Source organism: Streptomyces sp. NPDC002785 (assembly GCF_040295565.1).
Classification (GTDB): domain Bacteria; phylum Actinomycetota; class Actinomycetes; order Streptomycetales; family Streptomycetaceae; genus Streptomyces.
In genome coordinates, this window is the sequence record NZ_JBEOVN010000021.1 from 1 (window position 1) to 26,412 (window position 26,412).

Consider the following 26,412-nt stretch of genomic DNA (forward strand, 5'->3'; position numbering starts at 1 on the left):
GGGAGAAGGAGCGGGGCTGGGTGCGTGCAGCTGCAAGGCGGAGGATTGAGGCATGGCGGAGCCATGGTGATTGACGACAACGCGGCAGATGTGCGTGCCCAGCCCCGCAACGCCGCCCCCCATTTGCCGGTCGGTCTTAGACGGGAGCGTGTCGCCGGATGGCCGAGAGCTGGAAGGGCAGGGACCAGGACATGGCAGAGCCGAGGATCTTCACGTCCGCACAGGAGCTGCGCGACGGGGTGGGCGAGCAGCTGGGCCACAGCGAGTGGCTGGAGATCGAGCAGAACAGGATCGATCTCTTCGCCGAGGCCACCGGTGACCACCAGTGGATCCATGTGGACCCGGAGCGGGCCGCGGCCGGACCGTTCGGCACGACGATCGCGCACGGCTACCTCACGCTCTCGCTGCTGCCGGCGCTCGTACCCCAGATCATGCGGGTCGAGGGCATGAAGATGGGCATCAATTACGGGACGAACAAGGTCCGCTTCCCGTCCACCGTGCCCGTGGGCTCGCGGCTGCGTGCGACGGCCGTCCTGAAGAGCGTCGAGGAGGCCGGGGGCGGCGTGCAGGTCACCGCGCTCGTCACGGTCGAGCGCGAGGGCGGCGACAAGCCGGTGTGCGTGGCCGAGTCGGTGTCGCGCTACTACTTCTGACGGCACTGCTGCTCCTGACGGCGCGGCCCGCCACCGCTACCGCTTGGCAGCGACCATGCGCAGCACGAGGTCGGCGTACAGCTCACCGACCTCGTCCGGCGTCCGGCTGCCCTGCGCGTTGAACCAGCGCGCCACATCGATACAGAGCGAGAGCACCGCGAGCGTGGTGCCCGGGATGTCGGGCACATCGAACTCCCCGGCCTGCACACCCTCGCTGATGATCCGGCGCACCACCGCGTCGCTCTTGCGGCGCAGCTCCACGATCTCGGTGCGGTGCTCCTCACCGAGGGCGTCGAGTTCGTACTGGACCACGCGGGCCGTGGTGTGCCGTTCGGCGTGCCAGCGGACGAAGGACCGTACGGCCTCGGCCAGCCGCTCGGCGGCCGTGCCCCCGCCGTCGGCGGCGGCCTCCAGGACGGACAGGGCGCGGTCGTGACCGATCCTGCTGATCCGATGGAGCAGCTCTTCCTTCGTCTTGTAGTGGATGTAGAGCGCGGCGGGACTCATCCCCGCCCGGCCGGCGATGTCGCGGGTGGTGGTGGCGTGGTACCCACGCTCGGCGAAGGCTTCGACGGCGGCGACGAGGAGCCGCCTGGCCGCCTCGGGCGCCACCTCGGCCCACGGCGCACTGTCGCCGTCGGTCTCCTCCGCCGTGCTCATCGTCACTCGCCCCTCTCGTCAGCAGGACGAACACCATACCCCGAACCTGAGCAAGCGCTTAGGATACGTCCGGGCGGGATCGTCAGAGCTTCTGGAACGGGTCGTGCTCGGCGAGGATCTTCTCCAGCCGGGCCTGATCGACCCGGCTGACAATCTGTCCCGCTTCCTGGCGGTCACGGATGACCTTGGCCAGGGTGAAGCAGGAGGTGACGAGGTAGAGGACGCCGATCGCGAGGAATCCGCGGACCCAGGCGTCGGCGTCCAGGAAGTAGATACCGAGAGCCACTGCGGCCATCGCCGCCCCGAAGGACGCGACGGCCTGGCCGTAGAAGGCCGCGGTGCTCTGCTGCTTGACCGATGCTGTCTCACTCATGACGCCCAGCATCGGCCGACGTGGCGTGCGCCACATCCGTCCCCGTACTCAGTCCGGTACTCAGACTCCCGTTCGAGCGGCGACGACTTCCGTTCGAGCGGGGACGAAGCGGTCACCGCGGCCGAGCCCAGCTTCTTCACGATCGACTTGTCGACGTTCTCGGCCCGGCCCCACTCCACGGCATGGGACGCGATCTCGCGGGCGGCGAAGCCCTTGGCGAGTTGCCGGACGGCTTCCCGCTCCTCACCGAGCTCCAGGTCGATCCTTCGACATTCCACTTTTAATTAGCGCCGCTAGTTTTCTGCTTGCAGGCCCTACCATGTGCCGCATGGCCCGACCGCGCAAGCCCCTCCTCAGCAGAGACCGCATCGTCGAGACGGCGAGCGCACTCGTGGACTCCGAGGGGCTCGACGCCGTCTCCACCCGCCGGCTCGCCGCCGAACTCGGGGTCAGCGGACCCTCGCTCTACAACCACTTCCGCAATAAGGACGAAATCCTGGACGCGGTCGCGGACGCCGTGTCCGCCCAGGTCGATCTGTCGATGTTCGACGAGTCGGACACCCGCGACTGGCGCGCCGCCCTGCACGACTGGGCCGTCTCCTATCGTGCGGCGCTCACCGAGCACCCGCACATCGTCCCGGTGCTCGCCCAGGGCCCGGGACGCCGTCCGGCCGGTCTGCGGGTCGCCGACGCGGTCTTCGGCGCGATGGTCAGGGCCGGCTGGCCACCCGCCCAGGCGACGTACATCGGGGCCCTGATGCGCTACTTCATCACCGGCTCGGCCCTCGGTTCGTTCGCCCGCGGCTTCGTCGACGACGAGACGGCGTACGACCCCGCGGACTATCCGCACCTCGGCCAGGCCCATCTGCTGGCCGACCGCCGCCAGAAGGTCGACAAGGGGGCGTTCGAGACCGGGCTGCGGGCACTGGTCGACGGCCTCTCCCTCCAGTACGAGCAGCTGGCGCCCGCCGGGACTGTTCGGCCGGCACCGAAGCGTTCCTGACGCATCCTGGAACACATGGCACGCATGGCACACCCCGACCCGGCCGCACCCCGCCTCGCCGCCCTGGCCTCGCTCCTCGCCGACGAGACCCGCGCCGCCTTCTGCCTGGCCCTGCTCGACGGCCGCGCCTGGACCGCGGGCGAGCTCGCCGGATACGCCTCGGTGGCACCGTCCACGGCCAGCGAGCACCTGGGCAAGCTTGTCGCGGGCGGGCTGCTGGCCGAGGAACGGCAAGGCCGCCACCGCTATCTGCGGCTCGCCGACGAACGGACCGCGCACCTTGTCGAGGACCTGACGGCCCAGGTCGTCCCCGGCATCGTCTCCGAGCGGCCGCGCACCCTGAGCGCGGTGAGCGCCGGCAGCGCGCTGGCCCGCGGACGCACCTGTTACGACCATCTCGCGGGCCGGATCGGCATCACGATCGCCGACGCCATGACCGTACGGGGACTGCTGCGGCAGGACACCGGCTTCGTGCTCACCGACGACGGGCTCGGCTGGTTCGGCGGACTGGGCATCGCCCTGGAGTCGAGGTCGCGGCGTCCGCTCGTACGGAGCTGTCTGGACTGGACGGAGCGCAGGCCGCACCTGGCAGGGGTCGCGGGAGCGGCACTGTGCCGGCATGCGCTGGATGCCGGGTGGTGCGTACGGATCGGGTCCGGGCGGGCGGTGAAGGCGACCCCGGACGGGGAACGGGCGCTGCACGAACACCTCGGCATCGAGCCGTCCACCATTCGGTAGGAGTCGAACGATCACTGTCCTACTGTCAGGTCCATGACGACGAACCCGCCCCGGCGGCGACACCTGCGGCACATCGTGACTGGCGGGCCCCTGCCGCGGCCTGCACCAGCGTGCTGCTGTGGGCCTCCGCCTTTGTCTCCATCCGCAGCGCCGGGGCCAAGCGCGCCCTGCAGATCGAGCTGCTCAAGCTCCAGCACTGGGTGAAGGAGCGCGACGAACGCCTCGTCATCCTCTTCGAGGGGCGCGACGCGGCGGGCAAGGGCGGCGCGATCAAACGCTTCACCGAACGTCTCAACCCCCGTGGCGCGCGCGTGGTGGCGCTGGAGAAGCCCACCGAACGCGAGCGCACCCAATGGTACTTCCAGCGGTACGCGGCCCATCTGCCGTCCGCCGGGGAGATCGTGCTGTTCGACCGCTCCTGGTACAACCGGGCAGGGGTGGAGCGGGTGATGGGGTTCCGCGCCACCCGCGAATACCTTGAGTTCATGCACCAGGCACCGGGCTTCGAGCGGATGCTCGCCCGGGACGGCATCCATCTGGTGAAGTTCTGGTTCTCGGTCTCGCGCGACGAGCAGCGCAACCGGTTCATGATCCGGCAGGTCGATCCGGTACGGCAGTGGAAGCTGAGCCCGGTCGACCTCGCCTCGCTCGACAAGTGGGACGCGTACACGGAGGCCAAGGAGCTGATGCTCTTCCACACGGACACGGCGGACGCGCCCTGGACCGTGGTGAAGACAACGACAAAAAGCGGGCCCGGCTGGAGGCGATCCGGCATGTGCTGCACCGCTTCGACTACCCGGACAAGAACACCGACGTGGTCCGCGAGCCCGACCCGCTGATCGTCGGCCCGGCCTCCCAGCTCTTCGAGCGGGGCGAAATGGATGCCCGGCTGCTCACCACAGAGCGGGCAAAGGGCGGGCCGACGACGTAACGGAGTACTGGAACACCACGAGTGCGCAACCGCAGGACGCAGTTCGCGACGACGACGGTCTCCTGCGCCTGCGCCGCCACGTTCGGGCCGGGGTGGAGTTCGGTGCCGTCGGCCGTACCGGCATGGATGCCGGCCGCACCGGACAGGGCCCTGGACGGGCACTGAGGCACAACGCCCCGGACACCACAAGGACCATCGGACGGCACTTGTGGGCGGACTGACCGATGAGGCGTCGCGTCATGTGGGTCGGCTGACCGACGCCCCGTCCAGGAATCCCCGGCCGACCGACGCCCGTGCGGGATACCCCGGACCACCGCTCCCGACGGCCGTCGTCAGCCGAGCTCCGCGGCCTCCGTACCGGGGCTCTCGAACTGGGTGCGGTACAGCTCCTCGTACCGGCCGCCGGCCGCGAGGAGTTCCTCGTGGGTGCCCCGCTCCACGATCTGCCCGTTCTCCACGACAAGGATGAGGTCGGCCGCCCGTACGGTGGAGAGCCGGTGGGCGATCACGACTGCCGTGCGCCCGGCGAGCGCTTCGGTGAGCGCCTCCTGGACGGCCGCCTCGGAGGTGTTGTCCAGGTGGGCGGTGGCCTCGTCGAGGATGACGACGCGCTGGCGGGCCAGGAGCAGCCGGGCGATGGTCAGTCGCTGGCGTTCGCCGCCGGAGAGGCGGTAGCCGCGTTCGCCGACGACTGTGTCGAGCCCGTCGGGGAGCGAGGCGACCAGGCCGTCCAGGCGTGAGCGGCGCAGGGCGTCCCAGAGGTCTTCCTCGGTGGCTTCGGGGCGGGCGAGGAGGAGGTTCGCGCGGACCGACTCGTGGAAGAGGTGGCCGTCCTGGGTGACCATGCCCAGGGTGTCACGCAGAGTGTCGGCGGACAGATCGCGTACGTCGATGCCGCCGATGCGTACCGAACCCTCGTCCGTGTCGTACAGGCGCGGCAGCAGTTGCGCGATGGTCGACTTGCCCGCGCCGGACGAGCCGACGAGTGCCACGGTCCGGCCGGGTTCGGCGCGGAAGGAGACCCCGCGCAGCACTTCGCCGCCGCCGCGGGTGTCGAGGGTCGCGACGTCTTCGAGCGAGGCGAGGGACACCTTGTCGGCGGACGGGTAGCCGAACCGCACCTGGTCGAACTCCACGGACACCGGGCCCTCCGGGACCGTTCGTGCGTCCGGCTTCTGCGCAATGAGCGGCTTGAGGTCGAGGACCTCGAAGACCCGCTCGAAGCTGACGAGGGCGCTCATCACCTCGACGCGCGCCCCGGCAAAGGCGGTGAGCGGCGCGTACAGCCGGGTCAGCAGCAGGGCCAGGGAGACGACCGCGCCCGCGTCCAGTTGCCCGCGCAGCGCGTAGAACCCGCCGAGCCCGTAGACCAGGGCGAGCGCCAGCGCGGACACCAGGGTGAGGGCGGTGATGAACGCGGACTGGGCCATGGCCGTGCGCACCCCGATGTCGCGCACCCTGCCTGCTCTGGCGGCGAATTCGGCGGACTCGTCGGCGGGCCGGCCGAAGAGCTTGATCAGTGTGGCGCCGGGCGCGGAGAAGCGCTCGGTCATCCGGGTCCCCATCGCGGCGTTGTGGGCCGCGGCCTCCCGCTGGAGTCTCGCCATCCGGGTGCCCATGCGGCGCGCGGGCAGCACGAACACCGGCAGCAGCACCAGTGCGAGCGCGGTGATCTGCCAGGAGATGGAGAGCATGACGCCGAGGGTGAGGAGCAGCGTCACGACATTGCTGACGACGCCGGAGAGTGTGTTGCTGAAGGCGCGTTGGGCTCCGATGACGTCGTTGTTGAGGCGGCTGACGAGCGCGCCGGTTCGGGTGCGGGTGAAGAACGCGATCGGCATGCGCTGCACATGGTCGAAGACGGCGGTGCGCAGATCGAGGATCAGCCCTTCGCCGAGGTTCGCCGAGAGCCAGCGGCTGACCAGGCCGAGTGCCGCCTCCGCGACGGCGATCACGGCGATGAGCAGGGACAGCCGTGTGACGGTGCCTCCGTCCTCGCCGGTCACGATCGCGTTCACGACGCGGCCGGCGAGGACGGGGGTGGCGACCGCGAGCAGCGCCGTCGCCACACTCAGCATCAGGAACAGGGCGACCCGGCGCCGGTGCGGACGGGCGAACGCGGCGATGCGCCGCAGGGTGGTTCGGTCGAAGGGGCGTCGGTCCTGCTGCGCGTTCATGACGTTGTGGAGCTGCGTCCACGCGGTGGCTTCCATGCTCATGAAAGGAACGTACGACCTCCAGTGGGCTTGAGGTCAACCGCCCGCATTCGACAGGCCTGGACGTCGAGGCCCGGGGTGTTCTTCGGCACTGGCCGGATCCCAGGGGCGGCGACAGCGGTGGCGCGCGTACGTGGGCAAGCACGGCCGCGTATACCGACCGGTACGCATGGTGGGGAGGCGTTGTCGCGACGATATCGCCGGGGTCGTGGGACGAGGCCCTCGCAATCAGTCCAGGACTTGTGCGAGGTAGGCGCGGAGCAGGACGCGGGTCTCGGCGACGATGGCCCGGTCACCCGACGGGTCGGCACGGAAGGCGAGTTGGAGAAGGGCGTCGGCGGCCTCGACGCAGACCAGGACCGTCCGGAGCAGATCCTCGTCGGGGGCGCGGCCCAGGCGCCCGGAGAGCAGTTCGGTGAGCCGGCCCGCGACCCGGTGGTTGGCTTCGTTTGCCGGGTCGTCGTCGGGGGCCGGAGCTCCGAAGTCGACGAGGGCGAAGCCGGCCACGGAGAGCTTCATCGCCAGGTATTCGTCCAGGACGGCATCGATGGCGCCGCGCCAGTCGGCGGCCGGGATGGCGGCGAGGCGGACGGTGATGCGTTCGGCGAAGCTGTCCAGGTTGCGCCGGGCGAGCGCATCGGTCAGCGCGCGCTTGTTGGAGAAGAACCGGTAGACGGAGCCGATGGGGACCTCGGCGCGGACGGCGACGGCCCGGGTGGAGAGCTGCTCGTATCCGGTCTCGTCGAGGAGTTCGGCGCAGGCGTCGAGTATCCGGGCGAGACGTTCGGCGCTGCGCTGCTGCACGGGGGCACGGCGGAGGTTCGTGTTCGCATGGGGCACGGACTCCATGATGCCGCGGGCCTCCTCTGCGGGGGCAGGTCGGTGCTGGCGCGACCGTCATGCGATGAGCAGGGACAGCCCGCCGATGGTGTACGTGATCATCAGGACCAGTAGCGGGAGTTGCCCCGCGACGGCGCGGCCGGGCGGGAAGAGGCGTACGGACCTGTCGTGGGCCGCGATGACGCCGAGTACGTGGCCGAGGACGATCGCGGCGACCTGGAGCGTGGCGACGCCGCCCGGACCCAGGGGCGGCTCGGGCGGGGTGGGATTGTCAGTGCCGGATGCCACCATGACTGTGCGTGGCCCTTCGGTGACGAAGAGCGTGAAGTAGTGGGCGATGAGATAGCCGACGGCGATCGGGACGAGCGAGTGCGCGAAGGCGGTGAGCGGGTGGCGGAGTTGACCGGAGATCAGCCGGGTGGCGCCGGTGCAGAGCACATGGAGGGTGGCGACGAGGGCGACGGCACCCAGGAGTCCGAGCGTGGCCGCGGTGGTGCGGCCCAGGGGTGAGGTCTGGACGGTGTTGATCCAGGAGGGGGCGTCGGAGAAGCCGTCATAGGCGGTGGAGCCGAGCATGACGCAGACGGTGGCGACGAGTCCGGGGGTCTGCGGGGTGGCATCGAGTCCGTTGAAAGGGGAGCGGAGTACGAGGCGGCGGTCGGCGGGGCGGCGGCCGAGCGGGGAGAGCCGGGCGAGCAGCCCCGAGTAGACCTCGAAGGCATCCGCCCGGTCGAACCATCCGGCGCCGTGGCGGGCGGCGCCTGCGAGGTGGACGGCGGCGTGGAGGGAGAGGAAGAGGAGGAGGGCGGTGGTCGATGCGGGGTCAGGGGCGACGAGTTCGAGCCAGGTGAATGCCAGGAGGCCGGCCGCGGCGGGCCAAAGACCGAGGCGTGCGGGAAGGGGGCGGCCTGCGGCGGGATCGCGGCCGAGCGCGCGGCAGCCGAGGACGTGGACGGTACGGAGCGGGTTGAGCAGTCGCCAGACGGGACCGAGAAGGAGTGAGGCGGGGACGAGCCCGACCCAGAGGAGTACGTAGACGGCGCCGGGGGCCGGGTTGTGGTCCGGGTCGTCCGGACCGAGGAGGAGGTTGAGTGTGACGAACAGGGCGGCGGCCAGCCCGAGTACGCGCACGGCGGTACGGGTGGGGCGGGCGTCGGCGAGGCGCTGGACGGCGGGCGGGAGCGGGCGGCCCGCCCGGTCGCCGCGGAATCGGGAGGTGGACCAGAGCAGGCCGAGCGCGAGGAAGGAGACGAAGAGCGCGGCGAAGGCACCGGCGAAGGCGTAGAAGGGGGACAGCGGAAGGTCGTGCTGGGCGCCGATGCCATGGGCGAGGACGCTCACCGTACGACGAGTTGGGTCAGGAGCAGGTCGGACTCATGTGTCTCGACTTCGAAGAGCCCGGTGCGGTCGGCGGTGAACGTGAGGGTGACGGTCTTTCCTGCGGGCAGCCGGGCCTCCTTGTCGTAGCCGTGGACGTGGAGGGTGTCGGCCTGGTCGCTGCGGACCCGGAGTTCGATGATCCGGCCCTTCTTGATCTCGGTGCGGCCGGGAGCGGGGCTGACCTTGCCGTGGGAGACGACGATCTCAAGGGCTGTGCCGGGCCGGGGCGTTTCTGGTTGGTGCGCCGCGGGGGCGGTGGGCTGTGCGGAGGCAGCGGCGAGGGAGGTGGTGGCCTGGATCGGGGTGGAGTTCACGGCCCAGGCGGTGTGGTCGTCGGCGTAGAGCCTGGCGGTGAGGCCGGTGCCGCCACCGGCGCTGCGTACGAGGGAGTCGGGGAGGTGATACCAGGAGCCGTAGACCCGGGCGAGGGGGTGGCCGTCGAGGAAGAGGCGGGCGTGGCCGCGCCCGAGGAGAGCGGCGCCGCCCACGCTGTCCGGGGTGAACCGGAAGTTCCGTACGGAGAGATGGACGTTCCAGCCGTCCTCGGTGTCCGGCTGTACGACGACCGTCACCGCAGGGGCGCCCTTGGCGTCGACCTGGCGCAGCCGGTGGCCGGAGCCGTCGTCGGCGGCGAGGAGCCGGCCGACGCTGCCGCTGGCCTGCTCATGGCTGGTGCCGGGTTTGTGGTGGGTGGTGGCCCGCCCGCCGCAGGCGCTCGCACCGAACACGAGGGCGCCTGCGGTGAGCACGGTGACGGCTGCGACGCCCGGCCGGGCAGGCCGCAGTCGTCTGCGGGAACGCTTCACGATGCGTCTCCTTCCGGGGCGGGGGCCGGGGCGGAGGCCCTCCTGTTGACCGGGGCGGGGGCCGCCCCCGTATCCGCGCCGGACGCCGGGTCCGGCGCCGCGCCCTCCGCCGGCGTGCCCCGTTCGCCCGACGCTCTCTGTTCGCCGTGCCGGGCGGCGGCCACGACGGCCCACACCACCCAGATCACACCGAGCAGTCCACGCACCCAGGCCGGGCTGAGCGGAATCCACGGGATCATGAACACGGCCTTGTCGACGGCGTCGAGCAGGGTGAGCGCGCCCAGGACCACCGTGGTCCAGCCCAGCCAGGGCCGTTCGCCCCGCAGCACCAGCCCGGCCCCGGTCCACCACACCCCGGTCAACAGCAGGGCCAGCGCGGGCATATAGGAGGAGGCCAGCCCCATCGTCGATCCGGCCACGTCAAGCCCGAGACCGATCGCGCCGAGCACCGTGACCGCGGTGGCGAGTCGGCTGCCGCGCAGTCTGCGCCACCACAGCACCCCGCCGACCAGCGCGAGCACCACCGCGATCGCCAGCGTCACCTGTACCTCGATGCGCTCGATGCCACGTGCCCCGTACCAGTCGCAGCCCGCCGGCAGCCGTCGCGCCTGCACGTTGTAGTCGGCGCAGACCAGCAGTTGGGCGAGTTTGACCGGTTCGCCGACGAGCCGGTCGGTGCGCCCGGACACGGCGCCGCGCTCGGAGCCGCAGGTGGGCAGGGCGCGCGGGGAGGAAGGCCCGGCGTCCGACTGCCAGCAGTTGCCGTCGCCCTGACCGTCCCACCACACGTCGGTGCGGTTGGGCCGGGAGTTGCCCGCCTTGTCCGTGCCCAGGTGATTGCCCGCGTACCGGTTGTGGTGGGAGGTGTCGGTCTGCTTGGACAGCGCGCTCTCGCCACGGATGAAGGCGGGGACTGCGGACAGGAAGAAGGCGGCGCGCTTCTGCCCGTAGATCCAGTTGTTCTCGTACAGGTTCCAGTTGCCGCCCGCGGTGATGATGCCGGTGCCCGGCGGCATGGAGATCTGCGGGCAGACGACCCCGTCCTCGTATCCCCGGTCCACGGGCGGCTTGGCGCAGGTACCGTCCGCGACGTAGGGGTAGTAGTCGGCGTTGTTGTCGTGGATCAGGTTGCGTTCGAAGCGGGCGTGGTTCTGCGGCAGTCCGGGGTGGCCGGGAAAGGCGCTGTCCATCGAGGCGCCGCCCATGTTGTGGTCGAACTCGTTGTCGTGGACGTAGACGGAGTCGCCCGCGGTGCCGGAGTAGCCGACCATGTTGTGGTGGCTGCGGCAGCCGGTGATCTCGATCGAGTAGCGCGGGACCTTGTAGCCGTACGCGTCATTGATGTTCGACGCGCTGCCGGGGTAGATGCCGGAGTCGCCGTTTCCGTACGACTCGCAGTTCTTGTACAGCCCGTGGTCGCTCGCGAAGGTCAGAAAGCCGTACTCGTCGTTCCACCGGGTGAGGACGGAGTCGATGACGAAGCCGTCCTGCGCCAGGACGTACAGGGAGTTGAACGTGGTGCGCTGGGCGGTGAAGTTCTTGAAGTAGACGCCGTCGGAGCCGTCCGCGCGGATCGCGTTGAGCTTCTGGTACTTGGCGTCGATGACGACATCCGTGCGCTCGGCGCCCGTCCCCTCGATCTGGAGGTTCTTCTTGCCGAGGATCGCCACCAGGTTCTGGTTGTGCGGGCACCGGGCCTGCTGCGCGTAGGACAGGATCTGGTAGCCGAGCTGCGAGTTGGGCGCCTTCAGCCGGGTGCACTCCCCCACCGGCTTGGGCAGCGAGGGCTCCTCCTCGTAGAGGCCGGGCAGGATCGCGATGTTCATGCCGGGCCTGTCGACCGCGTCGACGGCCTGCTGCAGATGGCGGTAACCGGACTCCCGGCAGCGGTCGAACAGCTTCAGGTTCCGGGCCCGCAGCCCGTCCGGGAAGCCGGATATGCGGCGCTCGAAGTCCGCCCGGCCGCTCTTGCAGACCAGCAGATCCGGTTCGCCGGTGCGGTACGCGGGGACACTGCCGGTTCCGTCGGGCAGGGTGACCGGACGTTCCTCGTGCGCCTGGGCGGCCGGAGCCGCGAGGAGGGCGACGGCGAGCGCCGCCAGGACCACCAGAAGTCTTCGTGTCCACGACATGTGCGGGAGAGTAGAGCATTGTTCAACTTTTGGAACCCCCTGGGCACGACGAATGCCGTTGACGCACCCCGATTCGATTCCTACGGTTGTCCATAGGATTCCTTCGGCACCGGGAGCACACATGAGCGGCATCGAGCAGGCGAGGAAGACGGCGGAAGGGCTTGAGCATTCCGCCGGTTTCGGCAATCAACACAGCTCGGAGGCGGTGCCTGGAGCGCTGCCGCACGGCCGCAACTCGCCTCAGCGCGCGCCCCTCGGGCTCTACGCGGAGCAGCTGAGCGGCTCGGCGTTCACCGAACCGCGGGCACACAACCGCCGTTCCTGGCTCTACCGGATCCGCCCGTCGGCCGCGCATCCCCCGTTCGTCCGGATCGACAACGGCGCAGTACGCACCGCCCCGTTCACCGAATCCACGCCCGACCCCAACCGGCTGCGCTGGGACCCGCTCCCCGAGCCCGCGGCCGGGACGGACTTTCTGGCCGGCCTGTGGACCCTCGGCGGTAACGGCGACGCGACGCAGCGCACCGGCATGGCCGTGCATCTCTACCACGCCAACTCGTCCATGACCGAACGGGTGTTCAGCGACTCGGACGGCGAGCTGCTGATCGTCCCGGAGCGGGGCGGCCTGCTGCTCCGTACCGAACTGGGCATGCTGCGCGCGCAGCCAGGACACGTCGCACTGATCCCGCGGGGCGTCCGCTTCCGCGTGGAGCTGCTGGATGCCAACGCCCGCGGCTATGTCTGCGAGAACTACGGCCGGCCGTTCACCCTTCCCGACCTGGGCCCGATCGGCGCCAACGGCCTGGCGAACGCCCGCGACTTCCTCGCCCCCGTCGCCGCGTACGAGGACGACGACCGCCCGGTGGAGGTGGTCAACAAGTTCTGCGGGAACCTCTGGTCCGCGACCTATGACCACTCGCCGCTCGATGTGGTCGCCTGGCACGGCAACCACACTCCGTACGTCTATGACCTGCACCGTTTCAATGTCATCGGCTCGATCAGCTACGACCACCCCGACCCGTCGATCTTCACGGTGCTGACCTCGCCGTCCGACACCCCCGGTCTGGCGGGCATCGACTTCGTCGTCTTCGCGCCGCGCTGGCTGGTCGGTGAGGACACCTTCCGGCCGCCGTACTTCCACCGCAATGTGATGAGCGAGTACATGGGCCTGATCGAGGGCGCGTACGACGCGAAGACGGCCGGCAAGGGCGGCTTCGTCCCGGGCGGCGGCTCGCTGCACAACATGATGTCGGCGCACGGCCCGGACCGGGAAACCTTCGACCGGGCGAGCGAGGCGGAGCTGAAGCCGCAGAAGATCGACGACGGTCTCGCCTTCATGTTCGAGACCCGCTGGCCGGTGACGGCGACCGGGCAGGCGGCGACCGCCGACCATCTGCAGCGTGGCTACGACGACGTGTGGCAAGGTCTGAGCCGCAACTTCAGGCCGTAGGCAACGACGCCGCTTCCCGGCCCCCGCGTCGTCGCGTCCGCTGTGTCGCAGTACGGAGAGACCAGGTGCCTCAGATGCCCAAGATGTCCCAGGGGCATGCCTTCGCCCCCGATTCGCTGGTCCTGAACCGCAAACTCCCGCTGTGGTACCAGGTCTCGCAGTCGTTGCGCGCCTCGATACTGGGCCGCGCCAAGGACGCGTCGGCGCGGCTGCCGACCGAGGAACAGCTCGCCGCGCACTACGGCGTCAGCGTTCTGACGATGCGCCAGGCGCTCAAGGAGCTGGAGACGGAAGGGCTGATCAGCAGGCACCGGCGGCGCGGCACCTTCATCGAGCCGCGTGCCCGCCGGGTGTCACCGGTCCGGCTGCTGGGCTCGATCGATGCGATCGTGGCCCAGCAGTCGGGCGAGCGGACCGTGGTCCTCGGCCATGGTCCGCTCGCCGTGCCGGGAGACCTCACCGAGTACTTCCCCGACTGCGCGGAGGTCGTCAGCTACCGACGGCTGCGCCGCGACGGGGAGAGCGACGAGCCCACCAACTGGGCGGAGAACGCGGTGCATCCCGAGGTCGCGGCCCGGCTCGATGTCGCCGATCTCGAACGCTGGCCGATGACCAAGGTGCTGCGCGACCGGGTCGGTGTCCGGATCGCGCGCATCACCGACACGGTCGAGGCGCGCCTCGCCGACCCGGCCACCGCCGAACTCCTCCAGGTGCCGCTACTGAGCCCGATCCTGTTCTACACGGGCGTGACGTACGACCAGAGCGGCCGGGTGGTGGATGTGGCGCGGATCCGCTACCGGGGCGACCGGTTCTCCTTCTCGGTGACGGTTGAGGCGCACTGACGGCCCGCCCTCCGGCGCCGTTACGATGCCGGAGGCGGCGTGGCGACGGGGAGGACGACACGGTGGCAGCACGGGCGGCAGCCGGATCCGGCGGGGACGACGACATCCCGCTGCTCGACGACCTCATGCCATGGTCCGTACGGCCTCTGCGGACCGGGCGCCCCTGGGTGACCGCCCCGGATGCCGGTTCCCTCAAGGCCTGGAAGCGGTCAGGCCCCAGACCTGGCCCCAGGAGTGGACCTCGGAGCTGCTGGAACTGATCACCGTGCTCGCCCTGCTCGCCGAACTCCAGCCCCGGCAGGAGGGCCTGGCCGACGGCCCGCAGATCACGGCCGGCGATCTCCGCGCGGCCGGCGTCCTGCCGGTCCCGGCCAGGGCCAGGCGGCCCGCTTCTGTGTTCGACCATCAGGAAGAGGGGCCGGACGGGCAGTTCGCGCTGCTGTGACGGCGTCGGGGTGCATAAGAGGAGCTCACAAAATGGGAGTCCGATCAGCTCGCGGCGTCTGGTGCGTGCGATCGCAAGGCGCTGGCAGGTCCTCGGATGGGGTCTCCCCTGCTCGAACGAAGCTGAGAGCTTGGGGAAGGAGCTACTAGGGCATTTCGGCAACGCAGCGAGCGTGCGTGCCAGGTGTCGCGAGCCGGGCGCCCATTTTGTGAGCTCCTCCAAGACCGAGCGCTACCGGTCGAAGGAGTCCAGTACCCGGCGCAGCGCCCGTTCGAAGACCTCGTCCAGATCGATCGGCCCGGGGTCCTCGGCGAATCCCGCCGCCATGCGCGGATACTTCCCGGTCGCGATCTCGCTGACCAGATAGCTGGTGCGCGCGGCGTGCTCCTGCTCCTCGGACCAGGGCAGCGACCGGCTGCGCTCCGCCGTGGCGATCTCGTTGGCCACATAGGTGGTGACCACGCCATTGACCATGGCGATGAGTTCCATCTTCTCGCCGAACCGGGCGTCGACCCCGTCCAGGCAGCTGAGCGTGTACTCCACATACCGCAGCACGTTCGGGCTGAAGCCGTACACGGGTGACATGAGCCGGGGCATCCAGGTGTGGCGGTGCATCATCTCTCGGGCCTGACGGGCCAGTGCGATGAGATCGGCACGCCAGTCGCCGGACGGCTCCGAGAACTCGTACCCGCCGCTGACCGCGTCGAACATCAGCTCGTACAGGTCCTCCTTGCGGGGCACGTAGTTGTAGAGCGACATCGTGCCGCAGCCGAGCTCCGCCGCCACCTTCCGCATGGACACCGCGTCCAAGCCCTCCGCATCGGCGATACGGACAGCGGCTGCCGCGATGTCGGCGCGGCTGAACGCGGGCCTCGGGCCCCGGCCCGCACGCTCGGGGCGCGCCCAGATCACTTCGGGTACAGCGGGTCGCCCCACCATTGATCACCACCTCTCCCACCATCGTAGTTACGTACACCGTACGTAGTGCGGTACGGTAGGCAGCATGACAACTACGTACGCTGTACTTAGTCAAGGTCTGGAGAAGCACTACGGCGACGTCCATGCGCTGCGCGGGCTCGATCTCGCGGTCGCCGAGGGCACCGTCTGCGGAGTGCTGGGGCCGAACGGTGCGGGCAAGACCACCGCCGTCCGGGTCCTCACCACGTTGACGGCCCCGGACGGTGGAAGCGCCCGGGTAGCGGGCCACGACGTGGTGCGCGAGTCGGGCGCGGTGCGCGCGGCGATCGGCGTCACCGGCCAGAACGCCTCGGTCGACGGCGAGCTGTCCGGCCGGCAGAACCTGCGGCTCTTCGCCAAGCTGCTCCGGTTCCGCGGCGAGGCCGTGCGCACCCGCGCCGACGAGTTGCTGGAACGCTTCGAGCTGACGGAGGCGGCCGACCGCCCGGCCCGCAGCTACTCGGGCGGCATGCGCCGCCGTCTCGACCTCGCCGCCAGTCTGCTGACCCGCCCGCGGGTGCTCTTCCTGGACGAGCCGACCACCGGACTCGACCCGCACAGCCGCAACCAGATCTGGGCGGCGGTACGGGAACTGGCCGGCCGGGGCACGACCGTCCTGCTCACCACGCAGTATCTGGAGGAGGCCGATCAGCTGGCCGACGACATCGTGCTGATCGACCAGGGCCGGGCCGCACACCGCGGCACCCCCACCGAGCTGAAGGCCCGCATCGGCAGCTACGCCGAAGTGGTCGTCTCCCATGAATCGGCCCTGGTCCCGGCAGCAGGCGTCCTCGATCAGCTCACCGGCACCGAACCGGTTCTCGACCACGAGCGCCGCACCGTGGGCGCCGTCGCGACCGACACCACGCTCACCCTCCCCCGTATCGTCCGCGAACTCGACGCGGCGGGAGTACCGGTGATCGACGCGAGCCTGCGCCCGCCGACGCTCGACGAGGTCTTCCTCCGCCTGACCGGCCGCGGCGACGTCCGCACCTCCCCGCCCCTGAAGGAGACGGCAGCATGAGCAGCACCGCACTGACCCACGAACAGACCGTCACGCCCGCCACAAGCGCCCCGATCGCCGATGCCCTGGCCATGCTGGGCCGCCATCTGCAGCGGATCAAAGCAGCGCCGGGCGTCATGATCCTGACCCAGACCATGCCGATCACGATGCTGCTGTTCTTCGGGTACGTGTTCGGCAGCGCCCTGGCCATGCCCGGCCAGGAGTACCGCGCGTTCCTGGTGCCGGGCCTGCTGGCGGCTACGGCGGCCAACGGCATCATGGTCGGGATGTTCCAGGCCTCGCAGGACTGCCACCGCGGGGTGATGGACCGGCTCCGTACGCTGCCGATGAGCCGGGCCGCCGTACCGTTCGGCCAGACCGCCGCCGACCTGCTGGCCACGGCCGTCGGCATGGTCCCGCTGATCCTGGTCGGACTCGCGGTCGGCTGGCGGATCGAGGGCGGCCCGCTCGCCGCCCTGGGCGCCTTCGGGCTGCTGCTGCTCCTCCGGTTCGCCACGTCCTGGCTGGGCTGCTGGCTGGGCCTGCTGATCCGCAACGAGGAGATCGCCGGTCAGCTGGGCAGCGCCACCTTCATCCTGCCGCTGCTGTCGAACGCGTACATCCCGACCGACAACCTGCCGGGCTGGCTGCGGACAGTCGCGGAGTGGAACCCGATCAGCGCCATGGCCTCGGCCACCCGCGAACTGTTCGCAAACGCTTCCCCGGCGGCCGACGCGGCCTGGCCGGTCGCCCACCCCGTGGCAGGAACGCTCGCCTGGTCGGTGGCACTCCTCGCGGTGTTCGTGCCGCTGTCCGTACGGCGTTACGCGCGCGGCGGCGAGTGACCGCGCGCCGCGATCACCGGGGCAGCGCGGTGGGCCGGTTCAGGGTGCCGAGCAGACTGATGAAGCTCGACACCGTAAAGGTTTCGAGCTCCGCGAGGGCGTCCGGTTCGCCGAGCGGCCGGCTGGTGACGGCCTCTTCCGCGAACGCCGTCCATGCCCGGGCGGCGACCGGCAGCCGCGGCGAGCCGGGCATCCCGAGCCGCCGCTGGGCCTCCTCCACCCGCCGGGCGAGGATGCCCCTGGCGCCCTCCACGATGTCCTCCACCGTGGGCTGACTGCCGGCGGCACCGCGAACCAGGACGAGATACACCTTGCGGTGCTCCAGTACATGACAGCCGACGCCTCTGTTCCGGCACTCGGCGAGCACACCTGAGCGCTGCTGAGAGCCCCGGGGATGACGGGAGAGCAGACAGCAGCGCAGCACCGGGACGGTGTGATCGCCTGCACGGCCCCGAGCGGGGGCCTGGGCGACGGACCGTGACCGGGAGCCCGGAGCGGTGGACCGAAGCTCGGTCGTGACGGGCCGTCGGGTCAGTGGCGGCTGCCCAAGAGAGAGCGTCGCAGTCGCCGCAGTGGTGCGAAGAGCGATACTCGCGCACTCTTGCTCCGACGACTGTGGGCGGCATCGCGCGAGGTGAGCTCACGCATCAGCAGCGTCGCCTCCGCGGCCTCCCGCCGCGGGATGGCAGGGCCGCCGAGCACCGCGAGATGGCGGTCGAGGCGCGCACTTGTCGCACTGCTCCCGCATGTGATGGCAGGCACACGCGGCCTGCTGCGCATCGCTATCTGTTCCATGTCACTCCCCACCCGTACGAGGGCACCCGCCCCGGGCAGGTTAACCCTATCCCCCCGCGACGACACTCGTGTATCCCGGTCACAGGATTGAGCACACACATACGGAGGTTGACAGTCAACCTCTGAATACGCCCGATTCCAGGGCGAGTTGGACAGAACGGAAGCGGTTTTCCCGCGATGGATCGACGGTCTGACAGGTAGGAGACCCCTGCGGACGGGGCCTCCTACCCGCCAGACCGCTGAACGGGCCCGGCGCGTGTACTGGGCGGGAGATCAGACGGCCGAGTTGAGGCCGGGCAGGTAGCCACCCGACTGTCCGGCTGCGGTGGGGTGGTACGACTCACCGATGTTGAGCCAGTTGAGGCTGTGCAGCCAGGCGCTTCCGGAGCAGATCTCGTGCCCGGTGAAGTTCCCCGCCACGCCGGCGAAGGTGAAGCCGTGGTCGGCGGCGCGCTTGGCGGTCGCCGCGTTGAGATAGTCGGCGGCGCCGTTGATCGCGGTGCGCACCTTGTCGCTCAGGCCGACGACACAGCTGCCGCCGATCGCGTAGAAGCGCGGGTAGCCGAGGACGACGACATGAGCGGACGGCGCCTTGGTACGGATCGCCGAGTACACCGAGTCGAGGTTGCCGGGCAGGGTGGTGTCGACATAGCTGCGGGCCGTGGCGATCCGGCTGAGACAGGTGGCCTCCGACTGGAGGACACAGGTGGTCATGACGTCCGCGAAGCCCGCGTCATTGCCGCCGATGGATATCGAGACAAGGTCGGTCGAGGCACTGAGGGGGCCGAGCTGGTTGGCCTTGACATCACCCGTACGGGCACCCGAGCAAGCGGTGAAGCCGAAGGACGAGGGCGAGTTGGCGGCGGCCCAGAGTGCGGGGTAGGCCTTGGTGCTGCGCTTGCAGTCACCACTGGCACTGTCGTAACTGCCGGATCCGACACCCGAGGAGTACGAGTCGCCGAGGGCGACGTAGTCGACGGCCTGGACAGACTGTGTGGCGTTGGCGGTGGCCGCTCCGGTCAGAGCGAGTACGGCACCGAGCAGGAGTGAGGACGAGAACGCCACGAGTCTGGACATCTTCATGGAACCTCCCTTGGACCGACCGGCAGGATCTCCGCCTGGTCTGCCGTGTCTGTGGTAGCAGCACCCGCCCCTCTTTTGGAAGTGTCCATGCCAAGTTGGTCCAATGATTTCTCCTGTGCGCCCTCCTGAGGCTGCGTCATGTGCGCCGTCCGCCCGCCGGAAGAAGGGAGGAAGGTGGCGAAACCTGGGTGCGCCGGGTGCCCCCTTGCCGGATCATGGGCGCCATGTCTGCCAACCCTGAGTCCGCTCTGCCGATCCGGCTCACCGTCGACGACAGCGATTCCCCGGCCGACGTCGTCGACGCGCTGTTCCTCGGCCGCTTCGCGACGGGCGAGCAGCCGTACTCGCACAGCTCCTCCCTCGACCGCGTCAAGGCCGGGGCCACCTTGCTGCCCCCGGCCGCCAAGGTGCTGCGCGCCGCCCGCGACGACGACCGCAGCGCCACGCTCGCCGAGGGCGAGGGCTGGACGCTGCTCATCTCGCGGTGGAACCGCGGCGCCGATGTCACGGTCACCGCGAACAGTCCGGAGCTGGCGCAGAAGATCCTCGGTCAGGCGACGGACGGCGTCCAGGACGAACCGGAACCGCAGCCCGAGAATGTGACGATGGGCTTCTGGTACGTGTCCCCGCGCCGCGGCCCGTACCGCACCACCCGGCAGATCGCCGCCGGCACGTGGGACGAGGTCCGCAACAACTACACGGCACCGGTGGCCGATGCCATGGACCGGCTGATGAAGGTCACGCCCGACGACATCGCCGGTCGGCTGCTCCTGCTGCACGGCCCGCCCGGCACCGGCAAGACGTCCGCACTGCGCACGCTCGCACGCTCGTGGCGGGACTGGTGCCAGGTCGACTGCGTACTCGATCCGGAGCGGCTCTTCAACGACGTCGGCTACCTGATGGACATCGCGATCGGTGAGGACGACGGCACGGCGAAGGGCCGTTGGCGGCTGCTGCTCCTGGAGGACTGCGACGAGTTGATCCGCGGCGAGGCCAAGCACACGGCGGGCCAGGCGCTGTCCCGGCTGCTGAACCTCACCGACGGGCTGCTGGGCCAGGGCCGCAATGTGCTGGTGGGCGTCACCACCAACGAGGACCTGGAGCGGCTCCACCCGGCCGTGGTCAGGCCCGGCCGCTGCCTCGCCAGGATCGAAGTGGGCTCACTGACCCGCAAGGAGGCTGCGGCCTGGCTGGGTACGGAGGAAGGGCTCGGCCGCGAGGGCGCCACGCTCGCCGAGCTGTACGCGCTGCGGCGCGGCAGCAGTCCCGCGTCGGTACCGAAGCAGGATTCCGGCACGGACGCGGGCTTGTACCTCTGAGCCCAGCAAAAAGGGAGTGGGGACGAAGGCGCCGACGAGCAGGACCGATTCGGCCAGTACGGCTGCCGTGAGCACGCCGTGGAGTGCGGCCGGTGGCAGAGCGGTGAGCGTGCTCATCGCGCCATACCGCGGAACTCCGGCACCGGTGCCTGTGCGGGCTTCCACTGCTCTGCGGGTCGACTCAGTTGCCAGACCCGTGCCGGCGGGAGGTTGCCCCAGACCGTCCGGTGGCCGGAGGCGCAGCGCCGCTGGTGGCCGGCCAGGATGTGTTCGACGGCACGGTGGCGGGCCGCCTCGGCCACCACCTGGCCGCCCGCGGCAGGGTACGGGCGGGGTTGACGTACGGAGTGCTGGCCTCCGCGCTGCCGTGGGTGTGGCCGCCGCCGCTGACCGGGGCGGTGACACCCGCATACGGCGCGGGATTGATCTACACCCTCGCCCTGGTCGCCGGGTTGTGGTGGCGCAGCCGCCGCCGGTTGGTGGACTCCCTGGCCGAGCAGGTCGAACTGCGCGCCGAACAGGCCCGGTTGGCCGAGCGGGCAAGGATCGCCGCCGAGATGCACGATGTACTGGCCCACCGGCTCAGCCTGCTGGCCCTGCACACCGGTGTCCTGGCGATGCGGTCCGACACCCTGCCGCCGCAGGCAGCGAAGCGGATCGCACTGCTGCGCACCACCTCCACCCAGGCCCTGGCCGATCTGCGTGATGTGCTCGGCGCGCTGCGCGGGGACGCGGATGCGCAGAAGGCGGTGCCTGTCCCCGCGCTGCAGGATCTGTCCGCGCTGCTGGATGAGGCGAGGTCGAGTGGCCAGCACATCGACACCGAGGTCAGCGGGGACTCGGACGGCGCGCCGGCCAGCCACCGGCTGGCCGTGCACCGGATCGTCCAGGAGGGCCTGACCAACGCCCGCAAGCATGCCCCTGGTGCAGCGGTGCGGCTGCGGGTCCATTTCGGCGGACCGGCGACGGAGGTGGAGGTCGTCAACGGCATGGCCGCCGCCGCGTCGCCGCACACCCTCCCCAGCGGGTACGGTCTGATCGGCCTCACGGAGCGGGTCGCCGGACTGCACGGCAGCCTCGACCACGGGCCTGCCCCGGACGGCTGGCGGCTCACCGCCCGCATCCCGCTGCCGGGGCCGACCGGGGGGAGGGAGCCGTCGTGATCCGTGTGATGGTGGTGGACGACGACGCACTGGTGCGCCTGGGGCTGTCCGACCTGCTGGACGGCGACGAGGGGATCGAGCTCGCGGCCCAGGCCGCCGACGGCCTCCAGGCAGTCGAGTTGGCCTCGGCCCACCATATCGATGTCGTGCTCATGGACGTCCGCATGCCTCGCATGGACGGCATCGCGGCCACCGCGCGGCTGCGGGCCCTGCCCCACCGCCCGAAGGTCATCGCCCTGACCACCTTCGATCTGGACGAGTACGTCTACAACGTGTTGGCCGCCGGCGCCGACGGCTTCCTGCTGAAGGACACCGACCCGGCCGAGATCCTGCGCGCCGTCCATCTCGTCGCGGCCGGTTCCGCGATGCTCCACCCAGCCGCCGCGCGCCGTCTCATCGACCGCTACCACCGCAACGCCCACCCGCAGGCCGTTGCGGCCCGGGCTCGCGTCGAACGGCTCACCCCGCGCGAGAAGGACGTGCTGGCGCTGCTCGCCGAGGGCACCACCAACGCGGAGATCGCCGTTCGCCTCAGCATGCGGGAGAGCACCGTCAAGGCTCACGTCAGCCGGATTCTGACGGCGCTGGAGGTCGGTAACCGCGTCCAGGCCGCCCTGACGGCGCGGGATGCCGGCATGACGGGCTGAAAGGCTTCTCGCTTACCGTGGATGTCGTTTCAGCTTGTTGTTCAGCCTCGCCGGGGTCGTGACCAGCGGGAAACACACCCTCCGCGATCCCGAGCCCGCCGCCCCCGACTCATCGCGCCGCGTACGCCGCCCGTACGGCGTCCTCGGCCAGGGCCAGCGCCTCGTCCCGGGACAGGCCCAGCCGGCGGGCCTGCTCCGCGTATTCCTGCGCCGCAGCGGCCGCATGCCGGACCGCCGCATCACCGGCAGCGGCGATGAACGTGCCATTGCGGCCACGGGTCTCGATCACCCCGTCGGCCTCCAGCGCCCGGTAGGCCTTGGCGACGGTGTTTGCGGCGAGGCCGAGTTCTTCGGCGAAGCCGCGTACGGTCGGAAGTCTGAAACCGACGGGCAGCGCGCCGGAGCGGGCCAGTTCGGAGATCTGCGTTCGCAGTTGCTCGTACGGGGCGGTACCGGCATCCGGATCAAGGGCGATCTTCAGGGTCACGCGCTGATTGTCCCCCACCGCCGGAAAATCAGCGGCGCCCGGTGCGGCACCACGCGTAACGTCCGGCCCATGACTGTCCTCGTTCGCGACTTCCTGCCCGCCGACGCAGAGGCCTGGGTACAGGTACGGCGTGCCGCACTGCCCTACATGGTGACGACTCCCGAGCAGGTCGCCTTCGATCTGGCCTCCGCCCATCCCGACAAGCGCTATCGGCTGCTGGTCGCTGAGGAGGACGGGGAGCTCATCGGGACCGCCCAGGTCGGCCTCGTCCACGACAGCCCCGAACCCGGCCAGGCGTTCTGCAATCCGTACACGCATCCGGACCGCACCGGGCACGGGGCAGGTGGGTTGCTGCTGAGTACGGCCGAGGAGTACCTGGCACGGGAGGGCGCGCTCGCGCTCTACACCTGGGTGCTCGACACCCCGTCGAACCGCGCCTTCGCCGAGAAGCGCGGCTATGCGCCGAGCCGCTCGGCTCACTTCCTCCACCTCGATCTGGCGGGCGGATCGCTGCCGCCCCGTCAGGAGCTCCCGGCGGACGTCGAGCTGCGTACCGCCGCGGACTTCGCGGACGATCCGCGCCCACTCTTCGAGGCGGACGCCGAGACCACGGCCGACGAGCCGAGCGACACCCCGGCCGAACTCTCCGACTACGAGCACTGGCTCAGCCAGACCTGGCGCGCTCCCGCACTCGACCATGAGCTCACCTCGGTCGTGGTGGTCGACGGGGAGGTGGCGGCGTTCAGCGTGGCAGAGACGGATGGTCTGAGCCGCTACATGTCGGGGATGACCGGCACCCGTCGGGCGTACCGCAACCGGGGCCTGGCCAAGCTCGCCAAGAACGACTCGCTGCACCGGGCGCGCGCCGCCGGGTACACGGACGCGTACACCGGCAATGACGCGGGCAACGGTCCGATGCTGGCGGTCAACCGATGGTTCGGCTACGAGATCTGTGCCACGGAGGTGCGGTATGTCCGCAAGCTCGGCTGAGACCGCGCTGGTGGTCGCCCTGGTGAAGGCCGGGCGGACCAAGATCCGCTACCCGGCGGATGTGGTCCGCGACGACGGCACCCGGGTGACCGTGCGTGCGCCCTGGGCGGCGCCGGGGGTCCGTGACTTCGGCTTCGTACGGTTCGAGCCGGGCGATGTGTTCACCGAGCACTACTGGCGCGACCGCTGGTTCGCCGTGAAGGAGGTCCGTACCGGCGCGGGCGAACTCAAGGGCTGGTACTGCGACATCACCCGTCCCGCCGTGCTGCGGGACGCGGAGCTTCTGGTCGAGGACCTGGATCTCGATCTGTGGGTGTCGGCGGACGGCGCGTCCGTACTCCGGCTGGACGAGGACGAGTTCGAGGAGAGCGGTCTCGCCGAACGCGATCCGGCGGCGGCCGAGGCGGCCCGCCGGGCGCTGGACGAGCTGGAACACCTGGCCCGCGCGGAGGGCCTCGCGACGCTGCTGGCCTGACCGGCAAAGGCCTGGCCCGCGCCCTGGCCGACAGCGCCGGCATCACCTGGAGGGCGCGACCGACACGCCCACTTTGTCCTGAATTTCCGTGAGTGCGGCTCCGGCCCTGCCGCCGGAGCCGCACGACGGACACCCCTGATCGTGGGAACGCAGTTCCCGTGATGACCAGTTGATCTACAGTGCTCAGGTCAGTCCCCCACCTGGTGACCTGAGAAGGAATCACGGATTATGCCCACTGAGACGTTCGAGTTCCAGGTGGAAGCGCGCCAGCTTCTGCAGATGATGATCCACTCGATCTACTCGAACAAGGACGTGTTCCTGCGCGAACTCGTCTCCAACGCCTCCGACGCGCTCGACAAGTTGCGCCTCGAAGCACTCCGCGACGACTCGCTCGGCGCGGACGTGTCCGACCTCCACATCGACATCGAGACCGACAAGCAGGCCCGTACGCTGACCGTGCGGGACAACGGCATCGGGATGTCGCACGACGAAGTGGTCCAGCTCATCGGGACCATCGCGAACTCGGGCACGGCGAAGTTCCTGCGGGAGCTCAAGGAGGCCGAGGACAGCGCCGCGGCCGAAGGGCTGATCGGCCAGTTCGGTGTCGGGTTCTACTCCAGCTTCATGGTGGCCGACGAGGTCACGCTGCTGACCCGGCGCGCGGGCGAGAGCCAGGGCACCCGCTGGACGTCGACCGGCGAGGGCACGTACACGATCGAGACCGTCGACGGCGCTCCCCAGGGCACCGCGGTCACACTCCGGCTCAAGCCGGAGGACGCCGATGACCGGCTCTACGACTACACCTCTCCCTGGAAGATCAGGGAGATCGTCAAGCGGTACTCGGACTTCATCACCTGGCCCGTCAAGATGGCCCCGGAATCCGCAGCCGACGACGCCGCGGGCACGGAGGCAGGTGCCGACGACGCCCCGCGCGAACCCGAGACCCTCAACTCGATGAAGGCCCTCTGGGCCCGCTCGCGCGACGAGGTCACGGACGACGAGTACCACGAGCTGTACAAGCACATCAGCCACGACTGGATCGCCCCGCTCGAAACCATCCGGCTGCAGGCGGAGGGCACTTTCGAGTACCAGGCACTGCTCTTCATCCCGTCGCACGCGCCCCAGGACCTGTTCATGCAGGGGTACAAGCGCGGCATCCAGCTCTATGTGAAGCGCGTCTTCATCATGGACGACTGCGAAGCGCTGATGCCGCCGTACCTGCGCTTCGTCAAGGGCGTCGTCGACGCTCAGGACCTGTCGCTCAACGTGTCGCGCGAGATCCTCCAGCAGGACCGCCAGATCCAGTTGATGCACCGGCGCCTGGCGAAGAAGGTGCTGTCGACGGTCAAGGACATGATGTCCGCCGATCCGGAGCGCTACGCCACGTTCTGGCGGGAGTTCGGCCGCGTCCTCAAGGAGGGGCTGCTGAGCGACTTCGAGAACCGCGACGCCATCCTCGGCGTCGCCTCCTTCGCCACGACCCACGACAAGGACGAGCCGACCACTCTGCGGCAGTACGTGGAGCGGATGAAGGACGGCCAGGAGCACATCTACTTCCTCACGGGCGAGTCCCGGCAGGCGATCGAGAACTCTCCGCACATGGAGGCGTTCCGGGCCAAGGGCGTCGAGGTGCTGCTGCTGACCGATCCCGTCGACGAGGTGTGGGTCGAGGCGGAGCCCGATTTCGACGGCAAGAAGCTGCGGTCCGTCGCCAAGGGCGAGGTCGACCTCGGCACCGAGGAGGAGAAGAAGGAGGCCGCGACCGAGCGCGAGAACCGGCAGCAGGAGTACGCGGATCTGCTCGCCTGGATGACGGACCGGCTGAGCGAGACCGTCAAGGAGGTACGGCTCTCCTCGCGCCTCACCGTCTCGCCCGCCTGCATCGTCTCGGACACGCACGATGTGACGCCGGCTCTGGAGAACATGTACCGCGCCATGGGCCAGCCCGTCCCCCAGGTGAAGCGCATCCTCGAACTCAACCCGGAGCACCCGCTGGTCAGCGGTCTCAACCGGGCACACACCGAACGCGGCGAGGATGCCGGCACCGGCCTGGAGGAAACGGCCGAACTCCTCCACGACCTGGCGCTGCTGGCCGAGGGCGGCGAACTGGGCGACCCGTCGCGCTTCGTCAGACTGATGGCCGACCGCCTTGAGCGCACCCTGTGAGCGAAGGCCGCAA

Annotated in this window: 25 protein-coding genes and 3 pseudogenes; 15 read left to right on the forward strand and 13 right to left on the reverse strand. The window is 70.0% G+C overall.

Features of this window, described 5'->3' with window-relative positions; genetic code table 11:
* The first annotated feature begins 191 nt into the window (after nt 1-191).
* Nucleotides 192-653, forward strand: coding sequence for a MaoC family dehydratase (locus tag ABTZ94_RS08470; protein ID WP_351198911.1), 462 nt, complete (start codon nt 192-194; stop codon nt 651-653).
* Nucleotides 654-689: 36 nt separating this feature from the next.
* On the opposite strand, the gene ABTZ94_RS08475 is transcribed toward ABTZ94_RS08470, so the two are convergent.
* The 3 genes and pseudogenes from ABTZ94_RS08475 to ABTZ94_RS08485 form a co-directional block, all read right to left on the reverse strand.
* A complete protein-coding gene (locus tag ABTZ94_RS08475; RefSeq protein WP_351198831.1) occupies nt 690-1,313 on the reverse strand; it encodes a TetR/AcrR family transcriptional regulator in 624 nt (207 codons plus the stop codon).
* Between the two features lie 82 nt (nt 1,314-1,395).
* A complete protein-coding gene (locus tag ABTZ94_RS08480) occupies nt 1,396-1,686 on the reverse strand; it encodes a YiaA/YiaB family inner membrane protein (RefSeq protein ID WP_351198833.1) in 291 nt (96 codons plus the stop codon).
* A gap of 121 nt (nt 1,687-1,807) precedes the next feature.
* Nucleotides 1,808-1,949, reverse strand: a pseudogene (locus ABTZ94_RS08485) (acyl-CoA dehydrogenase family protein); the annotation flags it as partial.
* Between the two features lie 65 nt (nt 1,950-2,014).
* On the opposite strand from ABTZ94_RS08485, the gene ABTZ94_RS08490 reads away from it, so the two are divergent.
* From ABTZ94_RS08490 to ppk2, 3 genes and pseudogenes are all read left to right on the forward strand, one after another.
* Nucleotides 2,015-2,689 (forward strand): TetR/AcrR family transcriptional regulator, encoded by a 675-nt coding sequence (locus ABTZ94_RS08490; protein WP_351198835.1) that lies wholly within the window; start codon nt 2,015-2,017, stop codon nt 2,687-2,689.
* 15 nt (nt 2,690-2,704) lie between these two features.
* Nucleotides 2,705-3,427: an ArsR/SmtB family transcription factor gene (locus tag ABTZ94_RS08495; protein ID WP_502967208.1), complete on the forward strand. Its 723-nt coding sequence runs from the start codon at nt 2,705-2,707 to the stop codon at nt 3,425-3,427.
* Between the two features lie 155 nt (nt 3,428-3,582).
* A pseudogene (ppk2, locus tag ABTZ94_RS08500) lies at nt 3,583-4,358 on the forward strand (polyphosphate kinase 2); the annotation flags it as partial.
* Nucleotides 4,359-4,690: 332 nt separating this feature from the next.
* Here the strand turns inward: ppk2 and ABTZ94_RS08510 are convergent.
* The 5 genes from ABTZ94_RS08510 to ABTZ94_RS08530 all read right to left on the reverse strand — a co-directional run bounded on the left by ABTZ94_RS08510 (nt 4,691) and on the right by ABTZ94_RS08530 (nt 11,732).
* On the reverse strand, nt 4,691-6,577 hold the full coding sequence (locus ABTZ94_RS08510) for an ABC transporter ATP-binding protein (RefSeq protein WP_351198837.1): 1,887 nt from the start codon (nt 6,575-6,577) through the stop codon (nt 4,691-4,693).
* A gap of 225 nt (nt 6,578-6,802) precedes the next feature.
* Nucleotides 6,803-7,423, reverse strand: coding sequence for a TetR/AcrR family transcriptional regulator (locus tag ABTZ94_RS08515; protein ID WP_351198839.1), 621 nt, complete (start codon nt 7,421-7,423; stop codon nt 6,803-6,805).
* Nucleotides 7,424-7,471: 48 nt separating this feature from the next.
* Entirely contained in the window at nt 7,472-8,755 is a 1,284-nt protein-coding gene (locus tag ABTZ94_RS08520) for a hypothetical protein (RefSeq protein WP_351198841.1), read from the reverse strand.
* Nucleotides 8,752-9,600 carry a cupredoxin domain-containing protein gene (locus tag ABTZ94_RS08525; RefSeq protein ID WP_351198842.1) on the reverse strand — a complete coding sequence of 283 codons (849 nt, stop codon included), beginning with the start codon at nt 9,598-9,600 and terminating at the stop codon, nt 8,752-8,754. The genes ABTZ94_RS08520 and ABTZ94_RS08525 overlap by 4 nt, the downstream gene beginning before the upstream one ends.
* Nucleotides 9,597-11,732, reverse strand: a complete 2,136-nt coding sequence (locus ABTZ94_RS08530; RefSeq protein WP_351198844.1) for a right-handed parallel beta-helix repeat-containing protein — start codon at nt 11,730-11,732, stop codon at nt 9,597-9,599. The genes ABTZ94_RS08525 and ABTZ94_RS08530 overlap by 4 nt, the downstream gene beginning before the upstream one ends.
* A 121-nt stretch (nt 11,733-11,853) precedes the next feature.
* Between ABTZ94_RS08530 and hmgA the strand changes: the two genes are divergently transcribed.
* The 3 genes and pseudogenes from hmgA to ABTZ94_RS08545 form a co-directional block, all read left to right on the forward strand.
* Complete coding sequence (gene hmgA / locus ABTZ94_RS08535) at nt 11,854-13,182, forward strand: homogentisate 1,2-dioxygenase (RefSeq protein WP_351198846.1); 1,329 nt, start codon at nt 11,854-11,856, stop codon at nt 13,180-13,182.
* Nucleotides 13,183-13,256: 74 nt separating this feature from the next.
* Nucleotides 13,257-14,024, forward strand: coding sequence for a GntR family transcriptional regulator (locus tag ABTZ94_RS08540; protein WP_351198848.1), 768 nt, complete (start codon nt 13,257-13,259; stop codon nt 14,022-14,024).
* 190 nt (nt 14,025-14,214) lie between these two features.
* Nucleotides 14,215-14,469, forward strand: a pseudogene (locus ABTZ94_RS08545) (type ISP restriction/modification enzyme); the annotation flags it as partial.
* Nucleotides 14,470-14,700: 231 nt separating this feature from the next.
* On the opposite strand, the gene ABTZ94_RS08550 reads toward ABTZ94_RS08545, so the two are convergent.
* Entirely contained in the window at nt 14,701-15,408 is a 708-nt protein-coding gene (locus ABTZ94_RS08550) for a TetR/AcrR family transcriptional regulator C-terminal domain-containing protein (RefSeq protein WP_351198850.1), read from the reverse strand.
* A gap of 64 nt (nt 15,409-15,472) precedes the next feature.
* On the opposite strand from ABTZ94_RS08550, the gene ABTZ94_RS08555 reads away from it, so the two are divergent.
* Together ABTZ94_RS08555 and ABTZ94_RS08560 are read left to right on the forward strand one after the other, a co-directional pair.
* The gene (locus tag ABTZ94_RS08555; RefSeq protein WP_351198852.1) at nt 15,473-16,450 is read left to right on the forward strand and encodes an ATP-binding cassette domain-containing protein; all 978 of its coding nucleotides are present in this window, start codon (nt 15,473-15,475) and stop codon (nt 16,448-16,450) included.
* Between the two features lie 71 nt (nt 16,451-16,521).
* Nucleotides 16,522-17,274 (forward strand): ABC transporter permease, encoded by a 753-nt coding sequence (locus ABTZ94_RS08560; protein WP_351198915.1) that lies wholly within the window; start codon nt 16,522-16,524, stop codon nt 17,272-17,274.
* 13 nt (nt 17,275-17,287) lie between these two features.
* Here the strand turns inward: ABTZ94_RS08560 and ABTZ94_RS08565 are convergent, their stop codons facing one another.
* From ABTZ94_RS08565 to ABTZ94_RS08575, 3 genes are all read right to left on the reverse strand, one after another.
* Nucleotides 17,288-17,698, reverse strand: a complete 411-nt coding sequence (locus ABTZ94_RS08565) for a hypothetical protein (protein ID WP_351198853.1) — start codon at nt 17,696-17,698, stop codon at nt 17,288-17,290.
* 107 nt (nt 17,699-17,805) lie between these two features.
* Nucleotides 17,806-18,069 carry a hypothetical protein gene (locus ABTZ94_RS08570; RefSeq protein WP_351198855.1) on the reverse strand — a complete coding sequence of 88 codons (264 nt, stop codon included), beginning with the start codon at nt 18,067-18,069 and terminating at the stop codon, nt 17,806-17,808.
* Between the two features lie 273 nt (nt 18,070-18,342).
* Nucleotides 18,343-19,152, reverse strand: a complete 810-nt coding sequence (locus tag ABTZ94_RS08575; protein WP_351198857.1) for an SGNH/GDSL hydrolase family protein — start codon at nt 19,150-19,152, stop codon at nt 18,343-18,345.
* 224 nt (nt 19,153-19,376) lie between these two features.
* Here ABTZ94_RS08575 and ABTZ94_RS08580 point away from each other — a divergent pair, with 224 nt between their 5' ends.
* The 3 genes from ABTZ94_RS08580 (at nt 19,377) to ABTZ94_RS08590 (ending at nt 22,281) form a co-directional block, all read left to right on the forward strand.
* Nucleotides 19,377-20,471, forward strand: coding sequence for a DUF5925 domain-containing protein (locus tag ABTZ94_RS08580; protein WP_502967209.1), 1,095 nt, complete (start codon nt 19,377-19,379; stop codon nt 20,469-20,471).
* A 227-nt stretch (nt 20,472-20,698) separates the two neighbouring features.
* The gene (locus ABTZ94_RS08585; RefSeq protein WP_351198861.1) at nt 20,699-21,634 is read left to right on the forward strand and encodes a sensor histidine kinase; all 936 of its coding nucleotides are present in this window, start codon (nt 20,699-20,701) and stop codon (nt 21,632-21,634) included.
* Nucleotides 21,631-22,281, forward strand: a complete 651-nt coding sequence (locus ABTZ94_RS08590) for a response regulator (protein WP_351198863.1) — start codon at nt 21,631-21,633, stop codon at nt 22,279-22,281. Before ABTZ94_RS08585 ends, ABTZ94_RS08590 begins: the two co-directional genes overlap by 4 nt.
* Nucleotides 22,282-22,390: 109 nt before the next feature.
* Here the strand turns inward: ABTZ94_RS08590 and ABTZ94_RS08595 are convergent, their stop codons facing one another.
* Nucleotides 22,391-22,768, reverse strand: a complete 378-nt coding sequence (locus ABTZ94_RS08595; RefSeq protein WP_351198865.1) for a GntR family transcriptional regulator — start codon at nt 22,766-22,768, stop codon at nt 22,391-22,393.
* 69 nt (nt 22,769-22,837) lie between these two features.
* On the opposite strand from ABTZ94_RS08595, the gene ABTZ94_RS08600 reads away from it, so the two are divergent.
* The 3 genes from ABTZ94_RS08600 (at nt 22,838) to htpG (ending at nt 26,399) form a co-directional block, all read left to right on the forward strand.
* Nucleotides 22,838-23,758: a GNAT family N-acetyltransferase gene (locus tag ABTZ94_RS08600; RefSeq protein ID WP_351198867.1), complete on the forward strand. Its 921-nt coding sequence runs from the start codon at nt 22,838-22,840 to the stop codon at nt 23,756-23,758.
* The gene (locus tag ABTZ94_RS08605) at nt 23,739-24,233 is read left to right on the forward strand and encodes a ribonuclease FAU-1 family protein (RefSeq protein WP_351198869.1); all 495 of its coding nucleotides are present in this window, start codon (nt 23,739-23,741) and stop codon (nt 24,231-24,233) included. The genes ABTZ94_RS08600 and ABTZ94_RS08605 overlap by 20 nt, the downstream gene beginning before the upstream one ends.
* 228 nt (nt 24,234-24,461) lie before the next feature.
* The gene (gene htpG / locus ABTZ94_RS08610) at nt 24,462-26,399 is read left to right on the forward strand and encodes a molecular chaperone HtpG (RefSeq protein WP_351198871.1); all 1,938 of its coding nucleotides are present in this window, start codon (nt 24,462-24,464) and stop codon (nt 26,397-26,399) included.
* The last annotated feature ends 13 nt before the right edge of the window (nt 26,400-26,412 follow it).

Coding starts and splice junctions, on each gene's coding strand:
- ABTZ94_RS08470 (WP_351198911.1), top strand. CDS start 192: ATGGCAGAGCCGAGGATCTTCACGTCCGCACAGGAGCTGCGCGACGGG.
- ABTZ94_RS08475 (WP_351198831.1), bottom strand. CDS start 1,313: ATGAGCACGGCGGAGGAGACCGACGGCGACAGTGCGCCGTGGGCCGAG.
- ABTZ94_RS08480 (WP_351198833.1), bottom strand. CDS start 1,686: ATGAGTGAGACAGCATCGGTCAAGCAGCAGAGCACCGCGGCCTTCTAC.
- ABTZ94_RS08490 (WP_351198835.1), top strand. CDS start 2,015: ATGGCCCGACCGCGCAAGCCCCTCCTCAGCAGAGACCGCATCGTCGAG.
- ABTZ94_RS08495 (WP_502967208.1), top strand. CDS start 2,705: ATGGCACGCATGGCACACCCCGACCCGGCCGCACCCCGCCTCGCCGCC.
- ABTZ94_RS08510 (WP_351198837.1), bottom strand. CDS start 6,577: ATGAGCATGGAAGCCACCGCGTGGACGCAGCTCCACAACGTCATGAAC.
- ABTZ94_RS08515 (WP_351198839.1), bottom strand. CDS start 7,423: ATGGAGTCCGTGCCCCATGCGAACACGAACCTCCGCCGTGCCCCCGTG.
- ABTZ94_RS08530 (WP_351198844.1), bottom strand. CDS start 11,732: ATGTCGTGGACACGAAGACTTCTGGTGGTCCTGGCGGCGCTCGCCGTC.
- hmgA (WP_351198846.1), top strand. CDS start 11,854: ATGAGCGGCATCGAGCAGGCGAGGAAGACGGCGGAAGGGCTTGAGCAT.
- ABTZ94_RS08540 (WP_351198848.1), top strand. CDS start 13,257: ATGCCCAAGATGTCCCAGGGGCATGCCTTCGCCCCCGATTCGCTGGTC.
- ABTZ94_RS08550 (WP_351198850.1), bottom strand. CDS start 15,408: ATGGTGGGGCGACCCGCTGTACCCGAAGTGATCTGGGCGCGCCCCGAG.
- ABTZ94_RS08555 (WP_351198852.1), top strand. CDS start 15,473: ATGACAACTACGTACGCTGTACTTAGTCAAGGTCTGGAGAAGCACTAC.
- ABTZ94_RS08560 (WP_351198915.1), top strand. CDS start 16,522: ATGCTGGGCCGCCATCTGCAGCGGATCAAAGCAGCGCCGGGCGTCATG.
- ABTZ94_RS08570 (WP_351198855.1), bottom strand. CDS start 18,069: ATGGAACAGATAGCGATGCGCAGCAGGCCGCGTGTGCCTGCCATCACA.
- ABTZ94_RS08575 (WP_351198857.1), bottom strand. CDS start 19,152: ATGAAGATGTCCAGACTCGTGGCGTTCTCGTCCTCACTCCTGCTCGGT.
- ABTZ94_RS08580 (WP_502967209.1), top strand. CDS start 19,377: ATGTCTGCCAACCCTGAGTCCGCTCTGCCGATCCGGCTCACCGTCGAC.
- ABTZ94_RS08600 (WP_351198867.1), top strand. CDS start 22,838: ATGACTGTCCTCGTTCGCGACTTCCTGCCCGCCGACGCAGAGGCCTGG.
- ABTZ94_RS08605 (WP_351198869.1), top strand. CDS start 23,739: ATGTCCGCAAGCTCGGCTGAGACCGCGCTGGTGGTCGCCCTGGTGAAG.
- htpG (WP_351198871.1), top strand. CDS start 24,462: ATGCCCACTGAGACGTTCGAGTTCCAGGTGGAAGCGCGCCAGCTTCTG.